General features: G+C 68.8%; 21 protein-coding genes and 1 tRNA gene. 6 read left to right on the top strand and 16 right to left on the bottom strand.

The genetic code is table 11. The features are described from left to right. Positions 1-2 precede the first annotated feature (2 nt). The 4 genes from N177_RS16205 (at position 3) to N177_RS16190 (ending at position 4,544) form a co-directional block, all read left to right on the top strand. Positions 3-563, top strand: coding sequence for a polysaccharide biosynthesis/export family protein (locus tag N177_RS16205; RefSeq protein WP_023433473.1), 561 nt, complete (start codon positions 3-5; stop codon positions 561-563). A 25-nt stretch (positions 564-588) separates the two neighbouring features. After that, positions 589-1,701 carry a glycosyltransferase family 4 protein gene (locus N177_RS16200; protein WP_244444293.1) on the top strand — a complete coding sequence of 371 codons (1,113 nt, stop codon included), beginning with the start codon at positions 589-591 and terminating at the stop codon, positions 1,699-1,701. A 78-nt stretch (positions 1,702-1,779) separates the two neighbouring features. Beyond that, the gene (locus tag N177_RS16195; protein ID WP_023433471.1) at positions 1,780-3,327 is read left to right on the top strand and encodes an undecaprenyl-phosphate glucose phosphotransferase; all 1,548 of its coding nucleotides are present in this window, start codon (positions 1,780-1,782) and stop codon (positions 3,325-3,327) included. Further along, positions 3,324-4,544 (top strand): O-antigen ligase family protein, encoded by a 1,221-nt coding sequence (locus N177_RS16190; RefSeq protein ID WP_023433470.1) that lies wholly within the window; start codon positions 3,324-3,326, stop codon positions 4,542-4,544. The genes N177_RS16195 and N177_RS16190 overlap by 4 nt, the downstream gene beginning before the upstream one ends. On the opposite strand, the gene N177_RS16185 is transcribed toward N177_RS16190, so the two are convergent. Then, complete coding sequence (locus tag N177_RS16185) at positions 4,545-4,778, bottom strand: hypothetical protein (RefSeq protein ID WP_023433469.1); 234 nt, start codon at positions 4,776-4,778, stop codon at positions 4,545-4,547. 172 nt (positions 4,779-4,950) lie between these two features. After that, positions 4,951-5,028 (bottom strand) — tRNA-Pro (locus N177_RS16180). 227 nt (positions 5,029-5,255) lie between these two features. On the opposite strand from N177_RS16180, the gene N177_RS16175 reads away from it, so the two are divergent. Then, entirely contained in the window at positions 5,256-7,148 is a 1,893-nt protein-coding gene (locus tag N177_RS16175; RefSeq protein WP_023433468.1) for a methyl-accepting chemotaxis protein, read from the top strand. 147 nt (positions 7,149-7,295) lie between these two features. Here N177_RS16175 and N177_RS21130 read toward each other — a convergent pair whose 3' ends face one another. From N177_RS21130 to N177_RS16145, 6 genes are all read right to left on the bottom strand, one after another. Next, entirely contained in the window at positions 7,296-7,958 is a 663-nt protein-coding gene (locus N177_RS21130) for a MerR family transcriptional regulator (protein ID WP_023433467.1), read from the bottom strand. Next, the gene (locus N177_RS16165) at positions 7,955-8,284 is read right to left on the bottom strand and encodes an integration host factor subunit alpha (RefSeq protein ID WP_023433466.1); all 330 of its coding nucleotides are present in this window, start codon (positions 8,282-8,284) and stop codon (positions 7,955-7,957) included. Before N177_RS16165 ends, N177_RS21130 begins: the two co-directional genes overlap by 4 nt. A 102-nt stretch (positions 8,285-8,386) precedes the next feature. Continuing rightward, positions 8,387-9,364 (bottom strand): beta-ketoacyl-ACP synthase III, encoded by a 978-nt coding sequence (locus N177_RS16160; protein WP_023433465.1) that lies wholly within the window; start codon positions 9,362-9,364, stop codon positions 8,387-8,389. Continuing rightward, positions 9,361-10,428 carry a phosphate acyltransferase PlsX gene (gene plsX / locus N177_RS16155; RefSeq protein ID WP_023433464.1) on the bottom strand — a complete coding sequence of 356 codons (1,068 nt, stop codon included), beginning with the start codon at positions 10,426-10,428 and terminating at the stop codon, positions 9,361-9,363. The genes N177_RS16160 and plsX overlap by 4 nt, the downstream gene beginning before the upstream one ends. A gap of 126 nt (positions 10,429-10,554) precedes the next feature. Continuing rightward, a complete protein-coding gene (locus tag N177_RS16150; RefSeq protein WP_023433463.1) occupies positions 10,555-11,100 on the bottom strand; it encodes a YceD family protein in 546 nt (181 codons plus the stop codon). A gap of 10 nt (positions 11,101-11,110) precedes the next feature. Then, positions 11,111-11,632, bottom strand: a complete 522-nt coding sequence (locus N177_RS16145) for a ubiquinol-cytochrome C chaperone family protein (protein ID WP_023433462.1) — start codon at positions 11,630-11,632, stop codon at positions 11,111-11,113. Positions 11,633-11,755: 123 nt separating this feature from the next. Between N177_RS16145 and N177_RS16140 the strand changes: the two genes are divergently transcribed. Next, complete coding sequence (locus tag N177_RS16140; protein ID WP_023433461.1) at positions 11,756-12,223, top strand: outer membrane protein assembly factor BamE; 468 nt, start codon at positions 11,756-11,758, stop codon at positions 12,221-12,223. A 79-nt stretch (positions 12,224-12,302) separates the two neighbouring features. On the opposite strand, the gene N177_RS16135 is transcribed toward N177_RS16140, so the two are convergent. From N177_RS16135 to ribD, 8 genes are all read right to left on the bottom strand, one after another. Then, the gene (locus tag N177_RS16135) at positions 12,303-14,423 is read right to left on the bottom strand and encodes a sodium-translocating pyrophosphatase (RefSeq protein ID WP_023433460.1); all 2,121 of its coding nucleotides are present in this window, start codon (positions 14,421-14,423) and stop codon (positions 12,303-12,305) included. Between the two features lie 180 nt (positions 14,424-14,603). Further along, positions 14,604-15,818: an MFS transporter gene (locus N177_RS16130; RefSeq protein WP_023433459.1), complete on the bottom strand. Its 1,215-nt coding sequence runs from the start codon at positions 15,816-15,818 to the stop codon at positions 14,604-14,606. Positions 15,819-15,834: 16 nt separating this feature from the next. Next, positions 15,835-16,011 (bottom strand): hypothetical protein, encoded by a 177-nt coding sequence (locus N177_RS21920; RefSeq protein WP_023433458.1) that lies wholly within the window; start codon positions 16,009-16,011, stop codon positions 15,835-15,837. 89 nt (positions 16,012-16,100) lie between these two features. Then, positions 16,101-17,084, bottom strand: coding sequence for a thiamine-phosphate kinase (thiL, locus tag N177_RS16125; protein ID WP_023433457.1), 984 nt, complete (start codon positions 17,082-17,084; stop codon positions 16,101-16,103). Positions 17,085-17,086: 2 nt separating this feature from the next. Then, entirely contained in the window at positions 17,087-17,590 is a 504-nt protein-coding gene (gene nusB, locus N177_RS16120) for a transcription antitermination factor NusB (RefSeq protein ID WP_040485952.1), read from the bottom strand. Further along, positions 17,590-18,051, bottom strand: a complete 462-nt coding sequence (gene ribH / locus N177_RS16115; protein ID WP_023433455.1) for a 6,7-dimethyl-8-ribityllumazine synthase — start codon at positions 18,049-18,051, stop codon at positions 17,590-17,592. The genes nusB and ribH overlap by 1 nt, the downstream gene beginning before the upstream one ends. Before the next feature lie 2 nt (positions 18,052-18,053). Beyond that, entirely contained in the window at positions 18,054-18,659 is a 606-nt protein-coding gene (locus N177_RS16110) for a riboflavin synthase (protein WP_023433454.1), read from the bottom strand. A 6-nt stretch (positions 18,660-18,665) separates the two neighbouring features. Next, positions 18,666-19,811: a bifunctional diaminohydroxyphosphoribosylaminopyrimidine deaminase/5-amino-6-(5-phosphoribosylamino)uracil reductase RibD gene (gene ribD / locus N177_RS16105; RefSeq protein ID WP_023433453.1), complete on the bottom strand. Its 1,146-nt coding sequence runs from the start codon at positions 19,809-19,811 to the stop codon at positions 18,666-18,668. Between the last annotated feature and the right edge of the window lie 12 nt (positions 19,812-19,823).

Below are 19,823 nucleotides of genomic sequence, written 5' to 3'. Positions count from 1 at the left end.
GCATGTCCGCACGCATCCTCATGCTCTGCGTCCTGCTCGCCACCGCGCTCGCAGGTTGCGCCGGGCAAACCAGGATCGACGACCGCTTCGCGGCGAGCCTCTCGGATCCCTACCGGCTGGGTTCCGGCGACCAGCTTCGCGTCGTCGTGTTCGGACAGGAGGGGCTGACGAACAGCTACCTCGTCGATGCGGTCGGCAACATCTCCATGCCGCTCGTCGGAACGATCCCCGCGCAGGGCCGCACGCCGCAGGAGATCGAGCGGGCGGTCACGTCCGCCCTGGCGGGGGGCTATCTGCGAAATCCGTCGGTGTCGGTGCAGGTCGAGACCTATCGTCCCTTCTTCATCCTCGGCGAAGTGCGCAACCCCGGGAAGTTCACCTATGTCGACGAACTGACGGGGCGCCGTGCCGTCGCGATCGCCGGCGGATTCACGCCACGCGCCGTCGAGCGCCAGATCGAGATCTCGCGCGTCGTGGACGGCGTGGTGATGGAAGCGCGCGTGCCGATCGACTATCCGGTGTTGCCGGGCGACACGATCCGCGTCCTAGAGCGCTGGTTCTGAGCTGATGCGCATCCCGGAGGGACCGTTGCGCATCATTCACTGCTTCCGTGCGCCGGTCGGCGGCCTCTTTCGCCACGTCCAGGACCTTGCCCGGGAGCAGGAGGCGCGAGGCCACGCCGTCGGCGTGATCGCCGGCGCCGCGACAGGCGGGGCTACCGCCGAAGCGAAGCTCGACGCTCTCGCCGCCGACCTGACGCTCGGCGTGCGCAGGGTGCCGATGCCGCGACAGGCGGGCATCGGCGACCTCCGTGCCCTGCGCGCGGTGAAGGCGCATCTCATCGAGGTCGCACCGGACATCGTGCACGGACACGGCGCGAAGGGGGGGACCTATGCGAGGCTGGCCACACCGGCGCCTCCCGCACGGGTCTATACGCCCCACGGCGGAAGCCTGCACTACAGTCGCTCCAGTCCCGTCGGGCTCATCTATCTCGAGGCCGAGCGCTTCCTCGCCCGGAGGACCGAGGCGTTCCTGTTCGAGAGCGCCTACGGCCAGCGTGTCTTCGAGCGCAAGGTCGGCTCCACGCACGGCCGGGCCCGCGTGGTCCATAACGGCCTGCCGGAGAGCGACTTCGAGCCGGTCTCGCCCGCGGAGGACGCGCTCGAGTTCCTCTTCGTCGGCGAGCTTCGCCAGCTCAAGGGCGTCTCGGAGCTCCTGAGAGCTCTTGCCCTGCTGCACGGCGAGGGACGGCAGGTGCGCGCCGTCATCGGCGGTGACGGGCCCGACGCCGCGGCCTTCCGGCGGGAAGCGACGATCCTTGGCCTGGGGGATCACGTCGCCTTTCCCGGCGCACGTCCGGCGCGCGAGTTCTTTCCTCTCGCGCGGTGTCTCGTCGTGCCGTCGCGCGCGGAATCGCTTCCCTACATCGTGCTCGAGGCCGGAGCGGCGGGTGTCCCGACGATCGCGACCGATGTCGGCGGCGTCGCAGAGATCTTCGGCCCGCTGGCCGACCGGCTGGTGCCGGCACGGGATCCGCAGGCCCTGGCACGAGCCATGGCGCGCGCGCTCGACGCGCCAGAGGAGATGGCCCGGGACGCCGTGCAACTGCGGGCCCGCATAAGGGACCAGTTCTCGCTGTCACGCATGACCGACGACGTCCTCTCGGCCTATGCGGAGGCCATGTCTCCAATATCGGTTTAAGTCTTCCGAGATCATTGGCTGGTAAATCGCGATCCGATCGCTGCCCCCGGAGACAGGGCACGAATAGGAGCGCAGACGATGGAACAAGGTCAGGCAAACGCCGGCCAGGCGGCGGCCCCGGGAACCGATACCACGCCGGCCATTGATGCTTCACCCGCCGCAAGGCCCACGGGCCTCAGCGCGCTGGCCGAAGCGATCGCTCGGGAGCCGGTGGCGGACGCGATTTCGCCCGTCGTCTTCGCGGGCCTCGTCCGCACGCTCGAGTTCGTCATTCTCGTGTGCTGCGGCGCCCTCCTGCAGGCGGTGCTGGTCGTGCCGCGCGACGGCTTCAGCGTCGCGTATGTTCCGCTGATACTCGGCGGCTCCGTCGCGGCCGTCGTCGGCTTCCAGACCATGGGCTGCTATTCCGCGGGCGCTTTCCGCCAGCTCTTCCGGAACGGCGGCCGCCTCATCGCGGTCTGGGCGGGCGTGTTCGGCCTGATCGCCCTCGCCCTCTTCATGACGAGGCATGGCGTCCTGTTCTCGCGGGCCTGGCTGCTCGCCTGGTTCTTCACGGGCCTCGCCGCCCTCATCGCCTTCCGCGTCGGCGTCCTGCAGCTCGTGCGCCACTGGACGCGCAGCGGCCGGCTCGTGCGCCGCGCGGTCATCGTCGGCGGCGGAAGCAGCGCCGGGGATCTGATCGCGGCGCTCACGAAGGATCCCGACAACGACATCCGCATCTGCGGCATCTTCGACGACCGCTCGGACGACCGCTCGCCGCCCATCGTGCGCGGCTATCCCAAGCTCGGCACGGTGCATCAGCTCGTCGAGTTCGCGCGCCGCACACGGGTCGACCTTCTCATCGTCTCGCTGCCGATCACCGCGGAGCGGCGCGTCCTTCAGATGCTGAAGGAGCTCTGGGTCCTGCCGGTCGACATTCGGCTGAGCGCCCATACGAACGACCTGCGGCTGAGCCCGCGCGCCTATTCCTATATCGGCACCGTGCCCTTCCTCGACATCGCGGACCGGCCGGTGGCGGACTGGAACCGCGTCAAGAAGGCCTGCCTCGACTATGGCCTCGGCGGCCTCGCGATCCTCCTCGCCCTCCCCGTCATGGTGGCCGTCGCCGTCGCGATCAGGCTCGACAGCCGGGGGCCGGTCCTGTTCCGGCAGAATCGCTACGGCTTCAACAACGAGCTCATTCCCGTCTTCAAGTTCCGGTCGATGTATGTCGACCAGTGCGACGCGACGGCGACGAGGCTCGTCACGAAGGGCGACCCGCGCGTGACCCGCGTCGGCCGATTCATCCGCAAGACGAGCCTCGACGAGCTTCCCCAGCTCTTCAACGTGATGCGCGGCGAGCTCTCGCTCGTCGGACCGCGCCCCCATGCCCTGCAGGCGAAGGCGGCGAACCGGCTCTATGACGAAGTCGTCGACGGGTATTTCGCGCGGCACCGTGTGAAGCCGGGCATCACCGGCTGGGCGCAGATCAACGGCTGGCGCGGCGAGACCGACACGCAGGAGAAGATCCAGCATCGCGTCGAGCACGATCTCTATTACATCGAGAACTGGTCGCTGATGCTCGATCTCTACATCCTGGCGATGACGCCGTTCTCCCTGCTCATGAAGCGCGAGGGAGCCTATTGAGCGTCGCCCGCACAGCCGAGCCGCATTTCTCGCTCTCGCGCCTGGCGTTCTCCGCCAGGCGTTTCGTCATGGCCGCCATGGTCATGGCCGGGGGCATCGTCTATGTCGAGCCGTCGCCCCACGAACTCGTGGCCTTCGTGGCGATCGCAGTCTGTTTCGGAACAGGGCTCAGGATCCACCCGCGACTCTGGCCGATGACCTTCCTGCTCCTGGCCTACATCGCCTTCGGCATTCCGGCGATGCTGCAGACCGAGCCGCTGAAGGACGGCGTGACATGGATGGCCGTCTCGGCCTTCCTCGTCGGCACCTCCATACTCTATGCGAGCTTCGTGGCGGAGCTGCCGGAGGAGAACTTCGCCGTCATCGGCTGGGCCTACGTGGCCGCGGCCATGGTGCCGGCCATCACCGGCACGCTCGGCTATTTCGGCGTCGGCGGGGCCGATCTCTTCGTGCTGTACGGTCGCGCGCGAGGCACCTTCAAGGATCCGAACGTCCTCGGGCCCTTCCTCATCCTGCCGTTCCTGTTCCTTGCCGACGGCGCCCTCCGGGGAAGCCTACGCCAGGCGATGTGGCGGGCGGTGCTCATGCTGCCGATCGTGGCGGCCGTCTTCTTCAGCTTCTCGCGCGGCGCCTGGGGGCACCTCGTGCTCTCATGCGCGCTTCTCGCCTTCTTCACCTTCGCCTTGTCGCACTCGATCTTCGCCCGGCTGAGGGTGCTGATCGTGATCGCCGTCGGCGCGATGGCGCTCGTGGCTGCGCTCGGCGCGGCTCTGTCCGTGCCGAAGGTCCAGGCCCTGTTCTCCGAGCGGGCCCAGCTCACGCAGCAATACGACACCGGCCACGAAGGGCGCTTCGGGCGGTGGGAGCGGGGCTTCGCCCTCGCCCTCGAGAAGCCTCTGGGCATAGGGCCGCTGCAGTTCGCGAAGCACTTTCCCGAAGACCCCCACAACACCTATCTCAACGCGCTGATGTCCTTCGGCTGGGGCGGTGCGCTCGCCTACTACGCCCTCGTCATTTCGACGATCATACTCGGGGCGCGTGCCGTCTTCGTGCCGACCCCGTGGCAGCGCCACACGATCGTCGCCTACTCGACGTTCCTGCCTCTCGCCCTGCTCAGCGCCGTCATCGACACCGACCACTGGCGTCACTACTTCCTGGTGGTGGGATGTCTCTGGGGCCTCATCGCCGCGACGCACGCCTATCGGCGCGCCCCCTGATCAGCAGGCGAAGCGGGCCTTATCGATCCGGCACAGGCCGGCCTCGCTGAGATAGGCCCCGGGATCCGGCGGGCGCCACGCGCCCGCGAAGGCCGAACCCGCGCCGGTCAGCGAGTTGGCCGCGGCGACGGCCTCGAACTGCATGGCGAATCGACCGAAATACTGCCCGTCGAACACGACGAGGTCCGCCGCGTAGCAGGTGAGAATCGGGAGAATCAGCCGCAGAACCTTCATGCCCGCACAATGTCACCCGGATCTTGTCTCGAGTTAAACCTCGCCGGGTCAATTTAGTGCAGGTTTTAGCGAAAGACGACCCGCCGCGGCACACCGCGTGCCGGGATGGCGCATCTGCGGAGGCGCAAGGCCTCGGCGCTCACGAAATATGCGTTCTCGGCGGGAAAAGCGATGGTCGGAGTGGCAGGATTTGAACCTGCGACCCCTGGTCCCCCAGACCAGTGCGCTAACCGGGCTGCGCCACACTCCGATGCCCATCGGGCGGAGTGTGATTAACCCGCCATCGCGCGCCGCGCAAGGGGCGGACAGGGCTCGCACCGCCGGGCCGCAAATTTAGAGATTCCGAAACCGGATCCGGTGCAAGACCGGATGCAAGTCATCGGTGGGACGTCAGTCGCACCGTCATCCGAACAACTTGCAGCTGGGGGCTGGGGGCTTTTGCGAGACGTCATCAAGAAACTGAATCCGTCGTTGCCGATGAAGATCTCGATCATGATGGTCGCGGCACTGACGATGCTGGGTCTCGCGGCACAGGCGACGGCTTACTACACGATGCGCGGCGAGGCTGCGGAGCGGGCCACGCGCACCCAGGCGGCGAACATGGCCGTCGCATGGGACGTGCTGCGCGGCTATGGCCGCGACTTCCGGGTGGCGAACGGGACGTTCTATGCGGGCAGCACCGCCCTGAACGGCTTCTACGAGCCGGTGGACCGCGTGAAGGAGCTCGTCGGCGGCACCGCCACGATCTTCATGGGCGACACGCGCGTGTCCACCAATGTGAAGAAGCCCGACGGGTCGCGCGCCGTGGGGACGCAGCTTGCCCCGGGAGCCGTGCACGACGCCCTCTTCGTCCGGGGCGAGCCTTATCGCGGCGAGGCCGACATCCTCGGCACGAGCTTCTTCACGGCCTACGACCCGATCAAGAACGCCGCCGGCGAGACGGTGGGCGTGCTTTACGTCGGCATCCCGCAGGACGAGTTCTTCGCACCGGTCGACGCGCTGGCCTGGAAGATGGCGGGCATCAGCGCCACCGTCCTGCTCCTGATGGCGGCGGCGGCCCTCTGGCTCGCGCGGCGCATGTTCGCACCGCTTCAGGGTCTCGCCCGCGCGATAGACCGGGTGGCGGACGGCGACACTCAGGTTTCCATCCCGGGCCTCGAGCGCTCGGACGACGTCGGCCACATGGCCGCTGCCGTCTCCCGGCTGAAGCAGGCGGCCGTGGAGAAGCTGCGTGTGGAGGCTGAGGCAGCGGAGCGGCGGCGGGAGGCCGAGAGCGAGCGGGCGGCGTCCGAGGAGAGCCGGCGCGCGGCCTCCGAGGAGCAGGAGATCGTGGTCGGCGAGATCGGCCGCGGCCTGTCGCGGCTGTCCGACGGCGATCTCGGCTACCGGATCGCGCGCGCCTTCCCGGCGAATTACGAGCAGCTGAAGGCGGACTTCAACGGCGCGATGGCGCAGCTCGAGGAGGCGATGCGCACGATCGCGGCCTCGACGACGGCGATCCGCTCGGGCACGGGCGAGATCAGCCAGGCCTCCGACGACCTGTCGCGGCGCACCGAGCAGCAGGCGGCGAGCCTCGAAGAGACGGCGGCCGCCCTCGACGAGATCACGGCGACCGTGAAGCGCACGGCGGACGGGGCCGGTCACGCCCGCGACGTGGTCGGCCGCACGACGTCGCTCGCCGAGCAGTCCGGCGCGGTGGTCGGCGACGCGGTGAAGGCGATGAGCGGCATCGAGGCGTCCTCGAAGGAGATCTCGCAGATCATCGGCGTGATCGACGAGATCGCCTTCCAGACGAACCTGCTGGCGCTGAACGCGGGCGTCGAGGCGGCGCGGGCGGGCGACGCCGGCAAGGGCTTCGCGGTCGTCGCGAGCGAGGTGCGGGCGCTCGCCCAGCGCTCGGCCGAGGCGGCGAAGGAGATCAAGGGCCTGATCGACAACTCGACCGCGCAGGTCGACCAGGGCGTCGACCTCGTCGCCCGCACCGGCGAGGCGCTGAAGGAGATCGCCGCGCAGGTCGCCGAGATCAACGCCATCGTGCGCGACATCTCGGCCTCGGCGCAGGAGCAGGCGACCGGCCTTGCGGAGGTCAACACCGCCGTCAACCAGATGGACCAGGTGACGCAGCAGAACGCGGCGATGGTCGAACAGCAGACGGCGGCCTCGCACACGCTGTCGAACGAGACGGGCGAGCTCGTCCGCCTCGTCTCGCGCTTCCGCCTGACGGGCGAGGCCCAGAGGGCGCATGGCGCAGAGCCGGCAGAGGCGCGGCGCCCGGCGCCCGCACGGCCGGCCCGGCGCCCGGCCACGCACGGCAACGCCGCGCTCCGCATGGAGCCCGCCAACGAGGACCAGGGCTGGGAGGAGTTTTAAGGCCGAAGCGAACCGGTGGCGGGCCGTGCCGACCCTGAGCGGGATGAGGAAAAGCGGGAACCGGTTTCCCGCCCGCATCCCGCTCCAAACCGCTGGAAACGGCCGCGTTCATGATTTCTGCTCGAATCGACCAGAAATCACCGTGATCTAGAGGTCGGCCTCGCGCCGAAGGTCCTGCAGGATACGGCGGCAGTCCTGCAACTCGCGCAAGACGGCCCGGAGAGCCCTCACCGCCTCCGCGTCGAGCGGGGCCCGGGCCGTTGCAGCGACGGGCGGCTCCGGCAGCTCGTCCTCGTCGGTCTCCCAGGCGGGGTCGGCATCCTCGGGGGCCGGCTCCTCCACATCGAGGTCGGCCTCGTGCTCCTCGCCCGCGAATTCGGCCGGATCCTCCGGATCCTGCTCGGGCTCCACCGTCTCGGCGAGCGGGGGCTCGACGTGCTGGCGCAGCTTCTTCGGTGCGTACTCTGACAGCGGATCCGTGGGCCCGACGCGCAGCGTGGGCGGGGGCTGCACCTCGTGGACGGCGTCAGGGTCCTCGCCGCGTCCGATCGCGGCGACGTGCCGAACGCCCCGTTCCTTCAGGATCCGCTGGGCGCCCTTGATCGTGTAGCCCTCGCCGTAGAGGATCTGCTTGATCCCCTTCAGGAGATCGAGATCCTCGGGCCGATAGTAGCGCCGCCCGCCGCCCCGCTTCATCGGGCGGATCTGCGAGAACCGCGTCTCCCAGAAGCGCAGCACGTGCTGCGGCAGATCGAGCTCCTCGGCGACCTCGCTGATCGTGCGGAATGCCTCGGGGGCCTTCTCGCTCATCGTTCGGTCGCGTCGCCGTTCTGCCCGTTCACCAGCGACTCGTTGATGCGCTGCTTCAGAACGGCGCTCGGCTTGAACACGAGAACGCGGCGTGGCTCGATCGGCACTTCCTCCCCGGTCTTCGGGTTCCGGCCGACCCGCTCACCCTTGTCGCGGACGACGAACGAGCCGAAGGAGGAGAGCTTCACCGTCTCCCCCTCCTCCAGGCAATCCGAGATCTCGGAGAGCACCATCTCGACGAGCTCCGAGGATTCCGTCCTCGAAAGCCCCACCCTCTGGTAGACGGCTTCGGCCAGATCCGCGCGCGTGACAGTCCGTTCACCCATCGGCTCAGGCTCCGCCCCCTCGTGCACCGCGGTCATCCGCAAAATTCACCGCGCGCAACGCTAGATCCATGTTCTGAGACGGTCAACCGCGCCGGCGGCGGGTTACCATCTCACGACCACCGCGCCCCAGGTGAAACCGCCGCCCATGGCCTCGAGCATGACGATGTCGCCCTTGGAAATGCGGCCGTCACGGCACGCCACGTCGAGCGCCAGCGGTATCGAAGCGGCCGATGTGTTGCCGTGCTTCGCGATCGTGGCGACCACCTTCTCGTCCGGCCAACCGAATTTGCGGGCCGTGGCATCGATGATGCGCTTGTTGGCCTGATGCGGCACGAACCAGTCGATATCGTCCGGCGTCAGGCCGACCTCACTGAGGACGCCGTCGATGACGTCGGACACCATGCCGACGGCGTGACGGAAGACGTCCCGTCCCTCCATCCGCAGATGCCCGACCGTGCCGGTCGAGCCGGGGCCGCCGTCCACATAGAGCTTCGACTTGTGCTGTCCTTCCGAGCGGAGCTGGCTGCCGAGGATGCCACGACCTTGCGGACCATCCTCCTCCTCGGACGATTCGAGGACCACCGCGCCGGCGCCATCGCCGAACAAGACGCAGGTCGTTCTGTCCTGCCAGTCGAGGATGCGCGAGAAGGTCTCCGCCCCGATCACCAGAGCGCGGCGCGCGCGCCCGGCCGTGATGAAGAGATCGGCGGTGGCCATCGCATAGACGAAGCCGGAGCACACCGCCTGCATGTCGAAGGCCATGCCGTGATGCATGCCCAGCATGTCCTGCACGGCAACCGCAGTCGCGGGGAAGGTGTTGTCGGGCGTCGCGGTGGCGAGGACGATCAGGTCGATGTCGGCTTCCGTGCGGCCCGCGCTCTCCAGGGCGGCTCGCGCAGCCTTCAGCGCCAGATGGGAGGTAAACTCCCCCTCGCCCGCTATATGCCGCTCCTCGATGCCCGTGCGCTGGGTGATCCACTCGTCGGAGGTTTCGACGATCTTGGCGAGGTCGGCGTTCGTCAGCACGCGCTCGGGCAGGAAGGAGCCCGTGCCGGTCACGATCGAGCGCGTCTTCTTCACGTCGCCACCGCCGCGCCGGCCATGTCGTCCGCCACGCTTCCGTCCATCGCCCGGGCCAGCTCGATGCCGGCCGCGATCTTCGCCTGGAGCTCGTTGATCGCCATATCGCGGCCAACGGAGATCGCCGCGGCCACGCCCTCGGCATCGGCGCCGCCATGGCTCTTGATGACGATCCCGTCGAGGCCCAGGAACACCCCGCCATTCGCTCGGTTCGGGTTCATTTTCTCGCTTACTGTCTTCAGCGCACCGGAGGCGAGCAGGAAGCCCAGCCGGCTCAGGAGGCTGCGTTTCAGGGCCGCCCTCAGATAGGTCGAGACCTGGCGAGCGGTTCCCTCGGCGGTCTTCAGGGCAATGTTGCCGCTGAACCCCTCGGTGACGACGACGTCGACGGTTCCCTTGCCGATGTCGTCGCCCTCCACGAAACCGTGATAATCGAGGGGGAAATCGCCTTCCCTCAGGATCTTGCCGGCAACGCGCACATATTCGAGCCCCTTGACCTCCTCCACACCGACATTGAGGAGCCCGACGGTGGGCCGTTCGAGCCCGAAGAGGGCACGCGCCATCGCGCCGCCCATCACGGCGAAGTCGACGAGCTGCGCCGGCGTCGCGCCGATCGTCGCCCCGACGTCGAGAACGATGCTCTCCCCCCGCAAGGTCGGCCAGATCGCCGCGATGGCGGGACGCTCGATGCCGGGCATCATCTTCAGGCAGAACTTCGACATCGCCATGAGCGCGCCGGTGTTCCCGGCCGAGACCGCGAAGTCGCAGCGGCCGTCCCGCACCGCCTCCAGCGCCAGCCACATCGACGAGGTCCGGCGGCCCTGCCGCAGTGCCTGGCTGGGCTTGGCGTCCATCGCGACGGCGACGTCGGTGTGGGCAACTTCGGAGACGGCCTTCAACTCGGCATGGCGTGAAAGCACCGGCTCGATCTGCGCGCGATCACCGAAGAACACGAAGCTCGAGTCGGGATAGCGCTCGCGCAGCATCGCGGCGCCGGGGATCACGACCGTTGGGCCGTGGTCGCCGCCCATGGCATCGACGGAGATTCTAACGTTGCGCGACATCCGGCTCGGCAAAGTGCAGAAAAAAGGGAATGGCTTTCAATGAGGAAGCCTCTCTCGGAGTGGCGGGACAATAGCGGACGAACGACAGGACTCAACCGGTTTCTGCACCGGGCGCCGGACCGATGGCTACTCCCGCGTCTCGCCGTCCTTCAACCGCGCCAGCGACGAGAAAGGCGAAGGCTCTTTCGGTTCGTCGCCCGCTTCGGCCACGGCCTCGAACTCGACTCCGGCCTTGCGGGGGTATGGCGAGAGCCCGATCGCCACGTGCTCGATCACGAGCCCGCCCACATCGATCGAGCCGCCCACCATCGGCTCGAGGTCGGATTCCTCGGAGGCGAGTTCCTCGGGTGTCAGCTCGACATGCAGCACCGGGCTTCCCTCGGGCGCGTAGATCGTGTCGATGGCCTCGTCGATCGGTTCGGAGACCGGCTCGAGCGTCACGACACAGGTCTGCACCACCTCGCCCGCGACATGGCCTCGAACGCGAAGGCCGGCCTTGCCGTGGCGCGTGACATGCAGGCTCGCCTTCAGCGATTCGACCGCGGGTACGGACAGGAACGTCGCCAGAGCTTGCCGTTGTGCAGCCGACGGCACCAGCTCGAGGTCGAGCCCGCCCTCCGGGACCTCGTCGCGGCGGACCGCGTGGCTGAACGGAAGGGTGTCCTGGGGCATCCTCGGCTCCTCAAGCTGTCGGCCAGGCGAGCTCGCCCCGGCGCAGGTCGTCGTAGGCGGCATCCCGAAGCGTCGCTTCGGCCGCAAGTGCATACTGCGCGAGCCGCCTTGCCTGGGCGTCCGGATCGCGGCCCAGGATGTTTGCGGCGATTCCCTCTGCAAGTGCCGCCTCGTCGCGGGCCTCCAGAGCGGGCTCGTAGCGCCCGGCGCGTCCGTAGAACGCCTCACCCATCTTCCGGATCCGCTTCGGCACGATAAGATCGCCCACGCCCATCTCGCGCAGGCTGCGATCCATGTCGCGGAAAAGCGTGTCGAAGAGATGCTGCCCGAAGCGGCGCCCGTCCTCTCCTTCCGCCCGCAGGCGGCGCAAGACCAGGATCACATGCAGGACGATGAGGTCGTAGCGCCCTTCCGGCGTGTCGGGCACACCGATCTCGGCATAGAAGACTGGCTGTCGCGCCTGGGCCACCACGGCATCGTAGAGCGGCCGGGCGGCGTCACGGGCGGCGGGGCGGAAGAGTCGCTGAAGCATCCGGATTATCCTGGGTTCCTCCCGTCGCGGTCGGCTTTCGTTTGCAATGTCCCGATCCGCAATGTAGGTGACTTGACCTGAAATCGCACACTGGCTGACGACATGGCTGCTCACAAGGTGCACATGACCCCAGATCGACGGCACGCCCGGGCGCGGTGGTTCGGCGTCGCGGCGGCTGCGGCCGCCATCCTGCCCCTCGCGCTGGGCGGTTGCGAATCCTTCACCCGCACGACGAAGCACGGCTACATACTTTCGCAGACGGCGCTTGACCAGGTGCCGGTGGGGTCGAGCCAGGAGCAGGTCCGCTTCGCGCTCGGCACGCCGTCGACGACGGCGACCTTCGGCAACGAGGTCTGGTACTACATCTCGCAGACCTCCGAGACCACCGCGTTCCTCGCCCCGAAGATCGTCGACCAGCGGGTCCTCGCCATCTATTTCGACGACGCCGGCATCGTCGAGAACATCGCGAATTACGGTCTCGAGGACGGGCAGGTCGTGGACTTCATCGGCCGCACCACACCCACGACGGGTGCCGAGGTCACGCTTCTGCGGCAGATCTTCTCCTCCGCTGTCGGAGAGGTCGTCGACTGATCCCGAGTTTTCCGGCCTAGACAGGAAAAGCCCCGCGAGAGATGTCTCGCGGGGCTTTCTTCTTGGATTGCGCCCGACGTCAGTGGGCCAGGACGGCGAGCAGCAGGAGCGCGACGATGTTCGTGATCTTGATCATCGGGTTGACCGCCGGACCGGCCGTGTCCTTGTAGGGATCGCCGACCGTGTCGCCGGTCACCGCGGCCTTGTGGGCTTCCGATCCCTTGCCACCGAAGTGGCCGTCCTCGATGTACTTCTTCGCATTGTCCCAGGCCCCGCCTCCGGCCGTCATGGAGATCGCGACGAAGAGCCCGGTCACGATGACGCCGAGCAGCATGGCGCCGAGGGCGGAGAACGCGGCCGACCGCCCGGCGATCGCCTCGACGGCGAAATAGACGACGATCGGCGAGAGGACGGGCAGAAGCGAGGGGACGATCATCTCCCGGATCGCCGCCTTCGTCAGAAGATCGACGGCCCGGGTGTAGTTCGGCCTGACAGTGCCTTCCATGATGCCGGGGTTCTCCCGGAACTGGCGACGCACCTCCTCGACGATCGATCCGGCCGCCCGTCCGACGGCCATCATGCCCATCGAGCCGAACAGATACGGCAGGAGCCCGCCGAAGAAGAGCCCGACGACGACGTAAGGGTTCTGCAGGGAGAAGTTCGGCTCGACCCCTTCGAAGTACGGGAACCGCGCGGTGTCCGACATGAAGTAGGTCAGGTCCTCCGTATAGGCGGCGAACAGGACGAGCGCGCCGAGACCCGCCGATCCGATGGCGTAGCCCTTTGTCACCGCCTTCGTCGTGTTGCCGACCGCGTCGAGAGCATCCGTCGTGCCGCGGACGTCGGCGGGCAGATCCGCCATCTCGGCGATGCCGCCGGCATTGTCGGTCACCGGCCCGAAAGCATCGAGGGCCACCACGACGCCGGCGAGCGCGAGCATCGTCGTCACCGCCACGGCGATGCCGAAGAGCCCCGCGAGCTGGTAGGTCACGACGATGCCGGCGATGATCACGATCGCCGGCAAGGCGGTCGCCTCCATCGACACGGCGAGGCCCTGGATCACGTTCGTGCCGTGGCCGCTCACCGAGGAGTTCGCGATCGAGCGCACGGGCCGGTAGTTGGTGCCGGTGTAGTATTCCGTGATGACGATGATCACGGCCGTGACGACGAGGCCGGCGATGCCGCACCAGTAGAGGTCCCAGCCCGTCATCGTCACACCGCGCACCGTCTCGAACTCCGTGTCCATGCCGAAGAGCAGCATGGTGACGGGCCAGAGCACGATCGCCGAGAGCACACCGGTGGCGATGAAGCCCTTGTAGAGGGCCCCCATGATCGAGCCGGTCGAGCCGAGGCGGACGAAGAACGTGCCGACGATCGAGGTCACGACGCAGGCGGCGCCGATCGCCAGCGGATAGAGCATGGCGGATGCCAGGAAGTCGGTGCCGACGAAGTAGATCGACGCGAGCACCATCGTCGCGACGACGGTCACCGCGTAGGTCTCGAAGAGGTCGGCCGCCATGCCCGCGCAGTCGCCGACATTGTCGCCGACATTGTCCGCGATCGTCGCGGCGTTCCGCGGGTCGTCCTCTGGGATCCCCGCCTCGACCTTGCCGACGAGATCGCCGCCCACGTCGGCGCCCTTCGTGAAGATGCCGCCGCCGAGCCTCGCGAAGATCGAGATCAGCGACGCGCCGAAGCCGAGCGCCACGAGCGCGTCGATGACCGTGCGGTCATTTGGCTCGTAGCCGACGAACGAGGTGAGGATCAGGAAATAGGCCGCCACGCCGAGGAGCGCGAGGCCGGCGACGAGAAGCCCCGTGACCGCTCCGGCGCGGAAGGCGATGGACAGGCCGGCGGCGAGGCTGCGGCTCGCGGCCTGGGTCGTGCGCACGTTCGCCCTCACGGAGACGAGCATGCCGATGAACCCGGCGGCGGCCGAGAGTATCGCGCCGAGCGCGAAGCCGATCGCGGCCGTGAACGAGAGGAACCAGGCGACGAGCGCGAAGATCACGACGCCGACGATGCCGATCGTCGTGTATTGGCGCGTGAGGTAGGCCTGCGCCCCCTCCTGAATGGCGCCGGCTATCTCCTGCATGCGCTGGTTGCCCGCATCGGCCGCCATGACCGACTGGATCGCCCAGACGCCGTAGACGATGGATAAAGCTCCGCAGGCGACGATCACCCAGAGTGTCATAGACATGGGTCAGCAGTCCCGTTTTATGGTTTGAGCTGGCTTGTTGCGGCGCGTCTTCTCCGTCCGGGCTGTCGCCCGAACCTCGATCCCCCCTATCGATGCCCTTCGCGGACCGGGGCGAGCCTTCCGCGCGCCACCCGCTTCTGCCGGGCGAGCGGCGGCGGACGCTGGTGGATCGCCCGGCCGTTACGCAGCGATACTGCGCCGCTCCAGCAGCATGAGCCAGCCAAGCAGCCCCAGGCAAGCGATTACAGCAGGAAAAACCGCAAGATTAACGCTCTCCCACCCGTAGACATCGAGCAGGCTTCCCGAAAGGAAGGAAGAAAGCGCCACGCAGCCGAAGACGCAGACGTCGTTGAAGCCCTGCACTTTGTTGCGCTCCTCGGGGCGGTGGCAGTCCGTCACCATCGCCGTCGCGCCGATAAAGCCCAGGTTCCAGCCGAAGCCGAGGAGAACCAGCGCTCCCCAGAAATGCGCGAGCTCGATACCGGCGAGCGCCACCGCGCCGCAGCCGGCGAGCAGCAGAAGACCGGCGGCGATGATGCGGGGCTTGCCGAAACGGGAGATCAGCCGCCCGGTCACGAAGCTCGGCGCGAACATCGCGAGCGCGTGCCACTGGATGCCGAGCGCCGCCTCGCCGACACCGAAGCCGCAGCCCAGCATGGCGAGCGGAGCAGCCGTCATGACGAGGGTCATCAGGGCATAGGTCGCCATGCCGCACAGCACCGCGACCACGAATCGCGGCTGCCGCAGGATCTCGCTCATCGGCGTCCCGGTCGATCCGCCACCCGGTCCGGCCTTCGGCGGCAGCGGAATGCGCAGGAAGGTCAGGATCCCGGCCGCCACGACAGCGAGGAGCGCCACGGCCGCGAACGGTCCGGCGAGGCTGTAGGGCGCGAACATGTCGCGCGTGAAGATCACGAGTTGTGGCCCCACGATCGCCGCGGCGACGCCGCCGGCGAGGACCCACGAGATGGCCCGAGGCCGGAACGCGTCGCTGGCCGTGTCCGCGGCGGCGAAGCGGTAGAGCTGGATGTGGCCGCCGTAGAAACCCGCGAAGAGCGTTCCGAGGCAGAAGAGCCAGAAATGTGCGAGCACGAGGCCCGCGACGCACAGGACCCCGCCGAGGAAGCCGAGCCCCGCGCCGAAGATGAAGCCCGCGCGTCGGCCGATCCGGCGCTGCAGCAGCGACGCCGGGGCCGTCGCCAGCGCCTGGCCGACGACGAAGGCCGAGATCGGCAGCGTGGCCCACGCCGTCACAGGGGCGATCGTCGCGCCGACGATGCCGCCGGTCGCGATGATGACGGTTGCCTGGGAACCGCCGAGGGCCTGCCCGAGCGAGAGAATGAGCGCGTTGCGCCTGGCGAGCCGGTCGCCGGCGGCGGCGTGGGTTGCGTCCAAGGCGGCGGACCCGACCTCAGAATCGCCGACGGCCGCGGCGCAGGAGCCAGGTCCCCGTCAGGGCGAGGATCAGGACCAGCAGGAGGACGAGCAGGATCATGACGCCGACGGCCCCCAGCACGGCTGCGAACGTGTCCCAGAAGCCGATCTGCGCGACCAGGATGACAAGGAGGATGAAGATCAGGATTGGCATGATCGGCTGTCCGCTATTCGGCCTCGGGGCGGCGACGCTACGCCACGGGAATAGGCTGGACAAGCCGTAGTTCCGCGCACCTGCCGCGCTCAGCCCGTGTGGCTGAAGGAGCGCCTGGAGAACCCGCTCGGCGTGCCGCCACGATGGAACATCGCGGGGCCCTCCCCGTCGCGGATCTCGCCGATCGCCGTGACCGGGGTGCCTGCGTCGGTGGCAACCTTCTCGAACGCCTCTGATGCCTCCGGGGGGATGGCACAGAGGATCTCGTAGTCGTCCCCGCCGGTCACCGCGAGCTCCAGCATCGCGGGATCCTGCGCCGCGGCGGCACGAACCGCCGGCGAGAGCGGAACGTGATCGAGATCGACGGCGGCGCCGACGCCGGAGACCTTGCAGAGCTTGTCGAGATCGCCCGCGAGACCGTCGGAGACGTCCAGGGCGGCGGTGGCGTGACGGCGGAGCGCGTCGGCCAGTCCGGTCCGCGGCTGCGGCACGCTGTAGCGGTCGAGGAGATGCCGGCGGTGCCCCTCGTCGAGGTGACCGAGCCGGCTGTCCGCGGTGGCGGCGAGAAGGCCCAGTGCCGCGTCACCGATCGTGCCGGTGACGTAGATCCGGTCTCCGGGCCGCGCCCCGCTTCGACGCACCATCGCGCCCTTCGGGACGGTCCCGATCGCCGTGATCGAGACGACGAGGCCGTCTGCGCGAATCGTGTCCCCGCCCAGGAGGTCGATCCCGTAGGTCGACTGATCGGCGGCCAGTGCGGCCGTGAACTCCGACAGCCACGCCTCTTCCCAGCGGGCGCCGAGACCCAGGAGCATGAGGTAGCCGAGCGGCCGGGCGCCCTTCGCGGCGAGGTCGGAGAGGTTCACCCGCAAGGCCTTGCGGGCGATGTTGCCCGGCGTTTCGTCCGGCAGGAAGTGGTAGCCGGCGGCGATGCCGTCCTTCGTCAGCACGAGATCGCAGCCGTCCGGCGGCGCGAGGCTCGCGGCATCGTCCGTCAGATCGAAGGTGCCGGCGCGGCCGGCGAGCGGCCGGAAGAAGCGGGAGATCAGCTCGTGCTCGTCGACGGCCGCCATACTCACGCCCGACCGGCCGGAAACTCGTCGGCCCGGATGCGGCGGCCCAGCGTGTCGAGCACGGCGTTCGCGAAGGACGGCTCCTCGCCCTCCTCGAAGAACGCGCGTGCGATGTCGACATACTCGGAGATGATCGCGCGAACGGGCACGTCGCGCCGCATCAGCAGCTCGTACCCGGCGGCCCGAAGGATGGCGCGAAGCGTGACGTCGAGACGCTTGAGCGGCCACCCCTCCGCCAGCACGCGGTTCACCTCCGCGTCGACTTTCCGCTGCTCGGCGACGACGCCGCGCAGGAGGTCCCGGAGGAAGTTCACGTCCGGCGGCACCATCTCGTCCTCGGCGACCTCGTCGGCGAGGCGCCTGCTCTCGAACTCCGCCAGCGTCTCGAGGAGATCGCGACCGCCCACGTCCATCTGGTAGAGCGCCTGCACCGCGACGAGACGCGCCGCGCTCCTCCGGTTCGGGCGTCGCTGGCCAGGTTTGTCCTTTCGGGGCTCGTCAGCCATCAGTCGTCACCGATCAGGCTCGCCCGCACCGACATCATGTCGAGCGCGGCGCGCGCGGCCGCTCCGCCCTTGTCCTTCTTGCGGCGGTCGGCGCGCTCCCATGCCTGCTCGCTGTCCTCCACCGTCAGGATGCCGTTCCCGAGGCAGAGGCGATGCTTCACCGCAAGATCCATCACGGCGCGGGCCGACTCGCCCGCAACGATGTCGTAGTGGCTCGTCTCGCCCCTGATGACGCAGCCGAGCAGGACGAAGGCGTTGTAGCCGCGGTCGAACTCGCCGCTCGTGCCTTCGATCGCATAGGCGAGCGCCGCCGGGATCTCGAGCACGCCGGGCACGGTGACGCGCTCGATCTGCGCGTCGTAGGCGGACAGCACGTCGGCCGCCCCCGCGTAGAGCTCGTCCGCCAGTTCCGGATAGAAGCGGGCCTCGATGACGAGGACCCTCGGCCCTGTGCCGTCCATGTTCACTCCATTTCCCGAAGCCGCGCCACATATCGCGCGAGCATGTCGATTTCCAGGTTCGCCCCGTCTCCGTCCCGCATGCCGCCCCACGTCGTCGCGGCGAGGGTGTGCGGAATGAGGGTGAGCCAGAAGCGCGCGCCTTCCACGCCGTTCACCGTCAGCGAGGTGCCGTTGAGGGCCACCGACCCCTTCGCCGCAATGAACCGCGCGAGTTCCGGCGGCGCCTCGAAGGTGAAGCGCGAGGTCTCTCCGTCGTCCACCCTCTCCGCGAGCACGGCCACGCCGTCGACATGACCTGAAACGATGTGGCCGCCGAGCTCGTCGCCCACCCTGAGGGAGCGCTCGAGGTTCACGCGGGTTCCCACGCGCCAGTCCCCGAGCGTCGTCAGTCGCAGGGTCTCCGGAGACACGTCGACCTCGAACTCCGTTGCGCCCTCGCCGTCCTCGCGGACGGCGGTCGCGGTCAGGCAGCAGCCGTCGCAGGCGATCGAGGCGCCGAGACCGATGTCCGATGCGGGATACCGGCAGGCGATCGTGAAGCGGGCGACGTCGCCCGCCTCGTGGCGCGCGACGACGGCTCCCACATCGCTGACGAGACCGGTGAACATGATCGGCTACTCTTGGAGAGAGACGGCGCGCTCGTAATGGGTCATGAGGTCGCGACCGCGCGCTGAGGTCGAGAGCCGCCTGTATTTAGCGACCTCCTCGAATTGAGCAAGCCCCGGCGGTGCGAGCGCAGCCATGCCGTCCGCGCCGAGCGCGTCGGGCGAGCGGAAGACCACCACCTCGTCCGCGACCTCCGCGGCGAGCACCGAACGATACACGGCCGCGCCGCCCTCGACGAGGACCCGGCCCAATTCGCGTTCCGCCAGCGTGCGCAACACCTCGCGGAGGTCGGGGTGCCCCGCCGCGTCGCACGCCACCCGCCGAACCTCCGCCCCGCGCGCAGCGAGGCGCGCCTCCGCCTCGGGCGAGGCGTCGGGTCTCGCGAACACGATGAGCGGCACCCCCGGCGCACCCTCCAGAAGCCTCGCCTGCGGCGGCAGGCGCAAGGTCCCGTCGAGCAGCACGCGGACGGGAGACCGGTCGGCCATGCCCGGAAGCCGGCAGGTCAGCCGAGGGTCGTCGGCGAGCGCGGTGCCGATGCCGATCAGGATCGCGTCGTGGCTGGCCCTCAGCATATGAGAGCTTGCGAGCGCGTCGGCGCCGGTGATCGCGACCGTGCGACCGTTCGCCCCCGCGATCATGCCGTCGGCGCTGACGGCCATCTTCAGCGTCACGGCGGGGCGTCCGTGCCGGATCCGCGTCAGGAAACCCCTGTTGGCCCGCTCGGCCTCGTCTGCCAGGAGACCGACCGACACCTCGATACCCGCCTCGCGCATCATCGCATGGCCGCGCCCGCCGACCCGGGGGTCGGGATCATCGAGCGCGCTCACGACGCGGGCTATGCCCGCCTCGACGATACGGCCGGAGCACGGAGGCGTGCGTCCCCAATGGGAACATGGCTCGAGAGACACGTAGAGCGTGGCCCCCCTCGCCGTCTCGCCGGCCTCCTGGAGCGCGATCGTCTCCGCGTGGGGTCGTCCGCCGCGTGCGGTCGCGCCGCGCCCGACGACCACCGGCCCGTCGCCGTCATCGCGCACGACGAGCGCACCGACGGCGGGGTTCGGCCCCGCATCGCCGCGCCAGCGGGAGCCGAGCCGGATGGCGGCGGCGAGGAACCGCGCATCGTTGACGCTGTCGGAATCTGCGGGGCCCATCAGAGTGCGGAG

It is taken from the genome of Lutibaculum baratangense AMV1 (assembly GCF_000496075.1).
GTDB lineage: Bacteria > Pseudomonadota > Alphaproteobacteria > Rhizobiales > Tepidamorphaceae > Lutibaculum > Lutibaculum baratangense.
This window is presented reverse-complemented; position numbering and strand designations above follow the sequence as displayed.

Excerpts from the sequence above, each read along its gene's own strand:
- N177_RS16185 (WP_023433469.1), bottom strand. The coding sequence starts at position 4,778 with ATGAAGGTTCTGCGGCTGATTCTCCCGATTCTCACCTGCTACGCGGCG.
- N177_RS21130 (WP_023433467.1), bottom strand. The coding sequence starts at position 7,958 with ATGAGCGAGAAGGCCCCCGAGGCATTCCGCACGATCAGCGAGGTCGCC.
- nusB (WP_040485952.1), bottom strand. The coding sequence starts at position 17,590 with ATGGCTGACGAGCCCCGAAAGGACAAACCTGGCCAGCGACGCCCGAAC.
- ribD (WP_023433453.1), bottom strand. The coding sequence starts at position 19,811 with ATGGGCCCCGCAGATTCCGACAGCGTCAACGATGCGCGGTTCCTCGCC.
- N177_RS21920 (WP_023433458.1), bottom strand. The coding sequence starts at position 16,011 with ATGCCAATCCTGATCTTCATCCTCCTTGTCATCCTGGTCGCGCAGATC.
- N177_RS16145 (WP_023433462.1), bottom strand. The coding sequence starts at position 11,632 with ATGCTTCAGCGACTCTTCCGCCCCGCCGCCCGTGACGCCGCCCGGCCG.
- N177_RS16140 (WP_023433461.1), top strand. The coding sequence starts at position 11,756 with ATGACCCCAGATCGACGGCACGCCCGGGCGCGGTGGTTCGGCGTCGCG.
- N177_RS16135 (WP_023433460.1), bottom strand. The coding sequence starts at position 14,423 with ATGTCTATGACACTCTGGGTGATCGTCGCCTGCGGAGCTTTATCCATC.
- thiL (WP_023433457.1), bottom strand. The coding sequence starts at position 17,084 with ATGGCGGCCGTCGACGAGCACGAGCTGATCTCCCGCTTCTTCCGGCCG.
- ribH (WP_023433455.1), bottom strand. The coding sequence starts at position 18,051 with ATGGACGGCACAGGGCCGAGGGTCCTCGTCATCGAGGCCCGCTTCTAT.
- N177_RS16175 (WP_023433468.1), top strand. The coding sequence starts at position 5,256 with ATGAAGATCTCGATCATGATGGTCGCGGCACTGACGATGCTGGGTCTC.
- N177_RS16195 (WP_023433471.1), top strand. The coding sequence starts at position 1,780 with ATGGAACAAGGTCAGGCAAACGCCGGCCAGGCGGCGGCCCCGGGAACC.
- N177_RS16165 (WP_023433466.1), bottom strand. The coding sequence starts at position 8,284 with ATGGGTGAACGGACTGTCACGCGCGCGGATCTGGCCGAAGCCGTCTAC.
- N177_RS16110 (WP_023433454.1), bottom strand. The coding sequence starts at position 18,659 with ATGTTCACCGGTCTCGTCAGCGATGTGGGAGCCGTCGTCGCGCGCCAC.
- N177_RS16150 (WP_023433463.1), bottom strand. The coding sequence starts at position 11,100 with ATGCCCCAGGACACCCTTCCGTTCAGCCACGCGGTCCGCCGCGACGAG.
- plsX (WP_023433464.1), bottom strand. The coding sequence starts at position 10,428 with ATGTCGCGCAACGTTAGAATCTCCGTCGATGCCATGGGCGGCGACCAC.
- N177_RS16205 (WP_023433473.1), top strand. The coding sequence starts at position 3 with ATGTCCGCACGCATCCTCATGCTCTGCGTCCTGCTCGCCACCGCGCTC.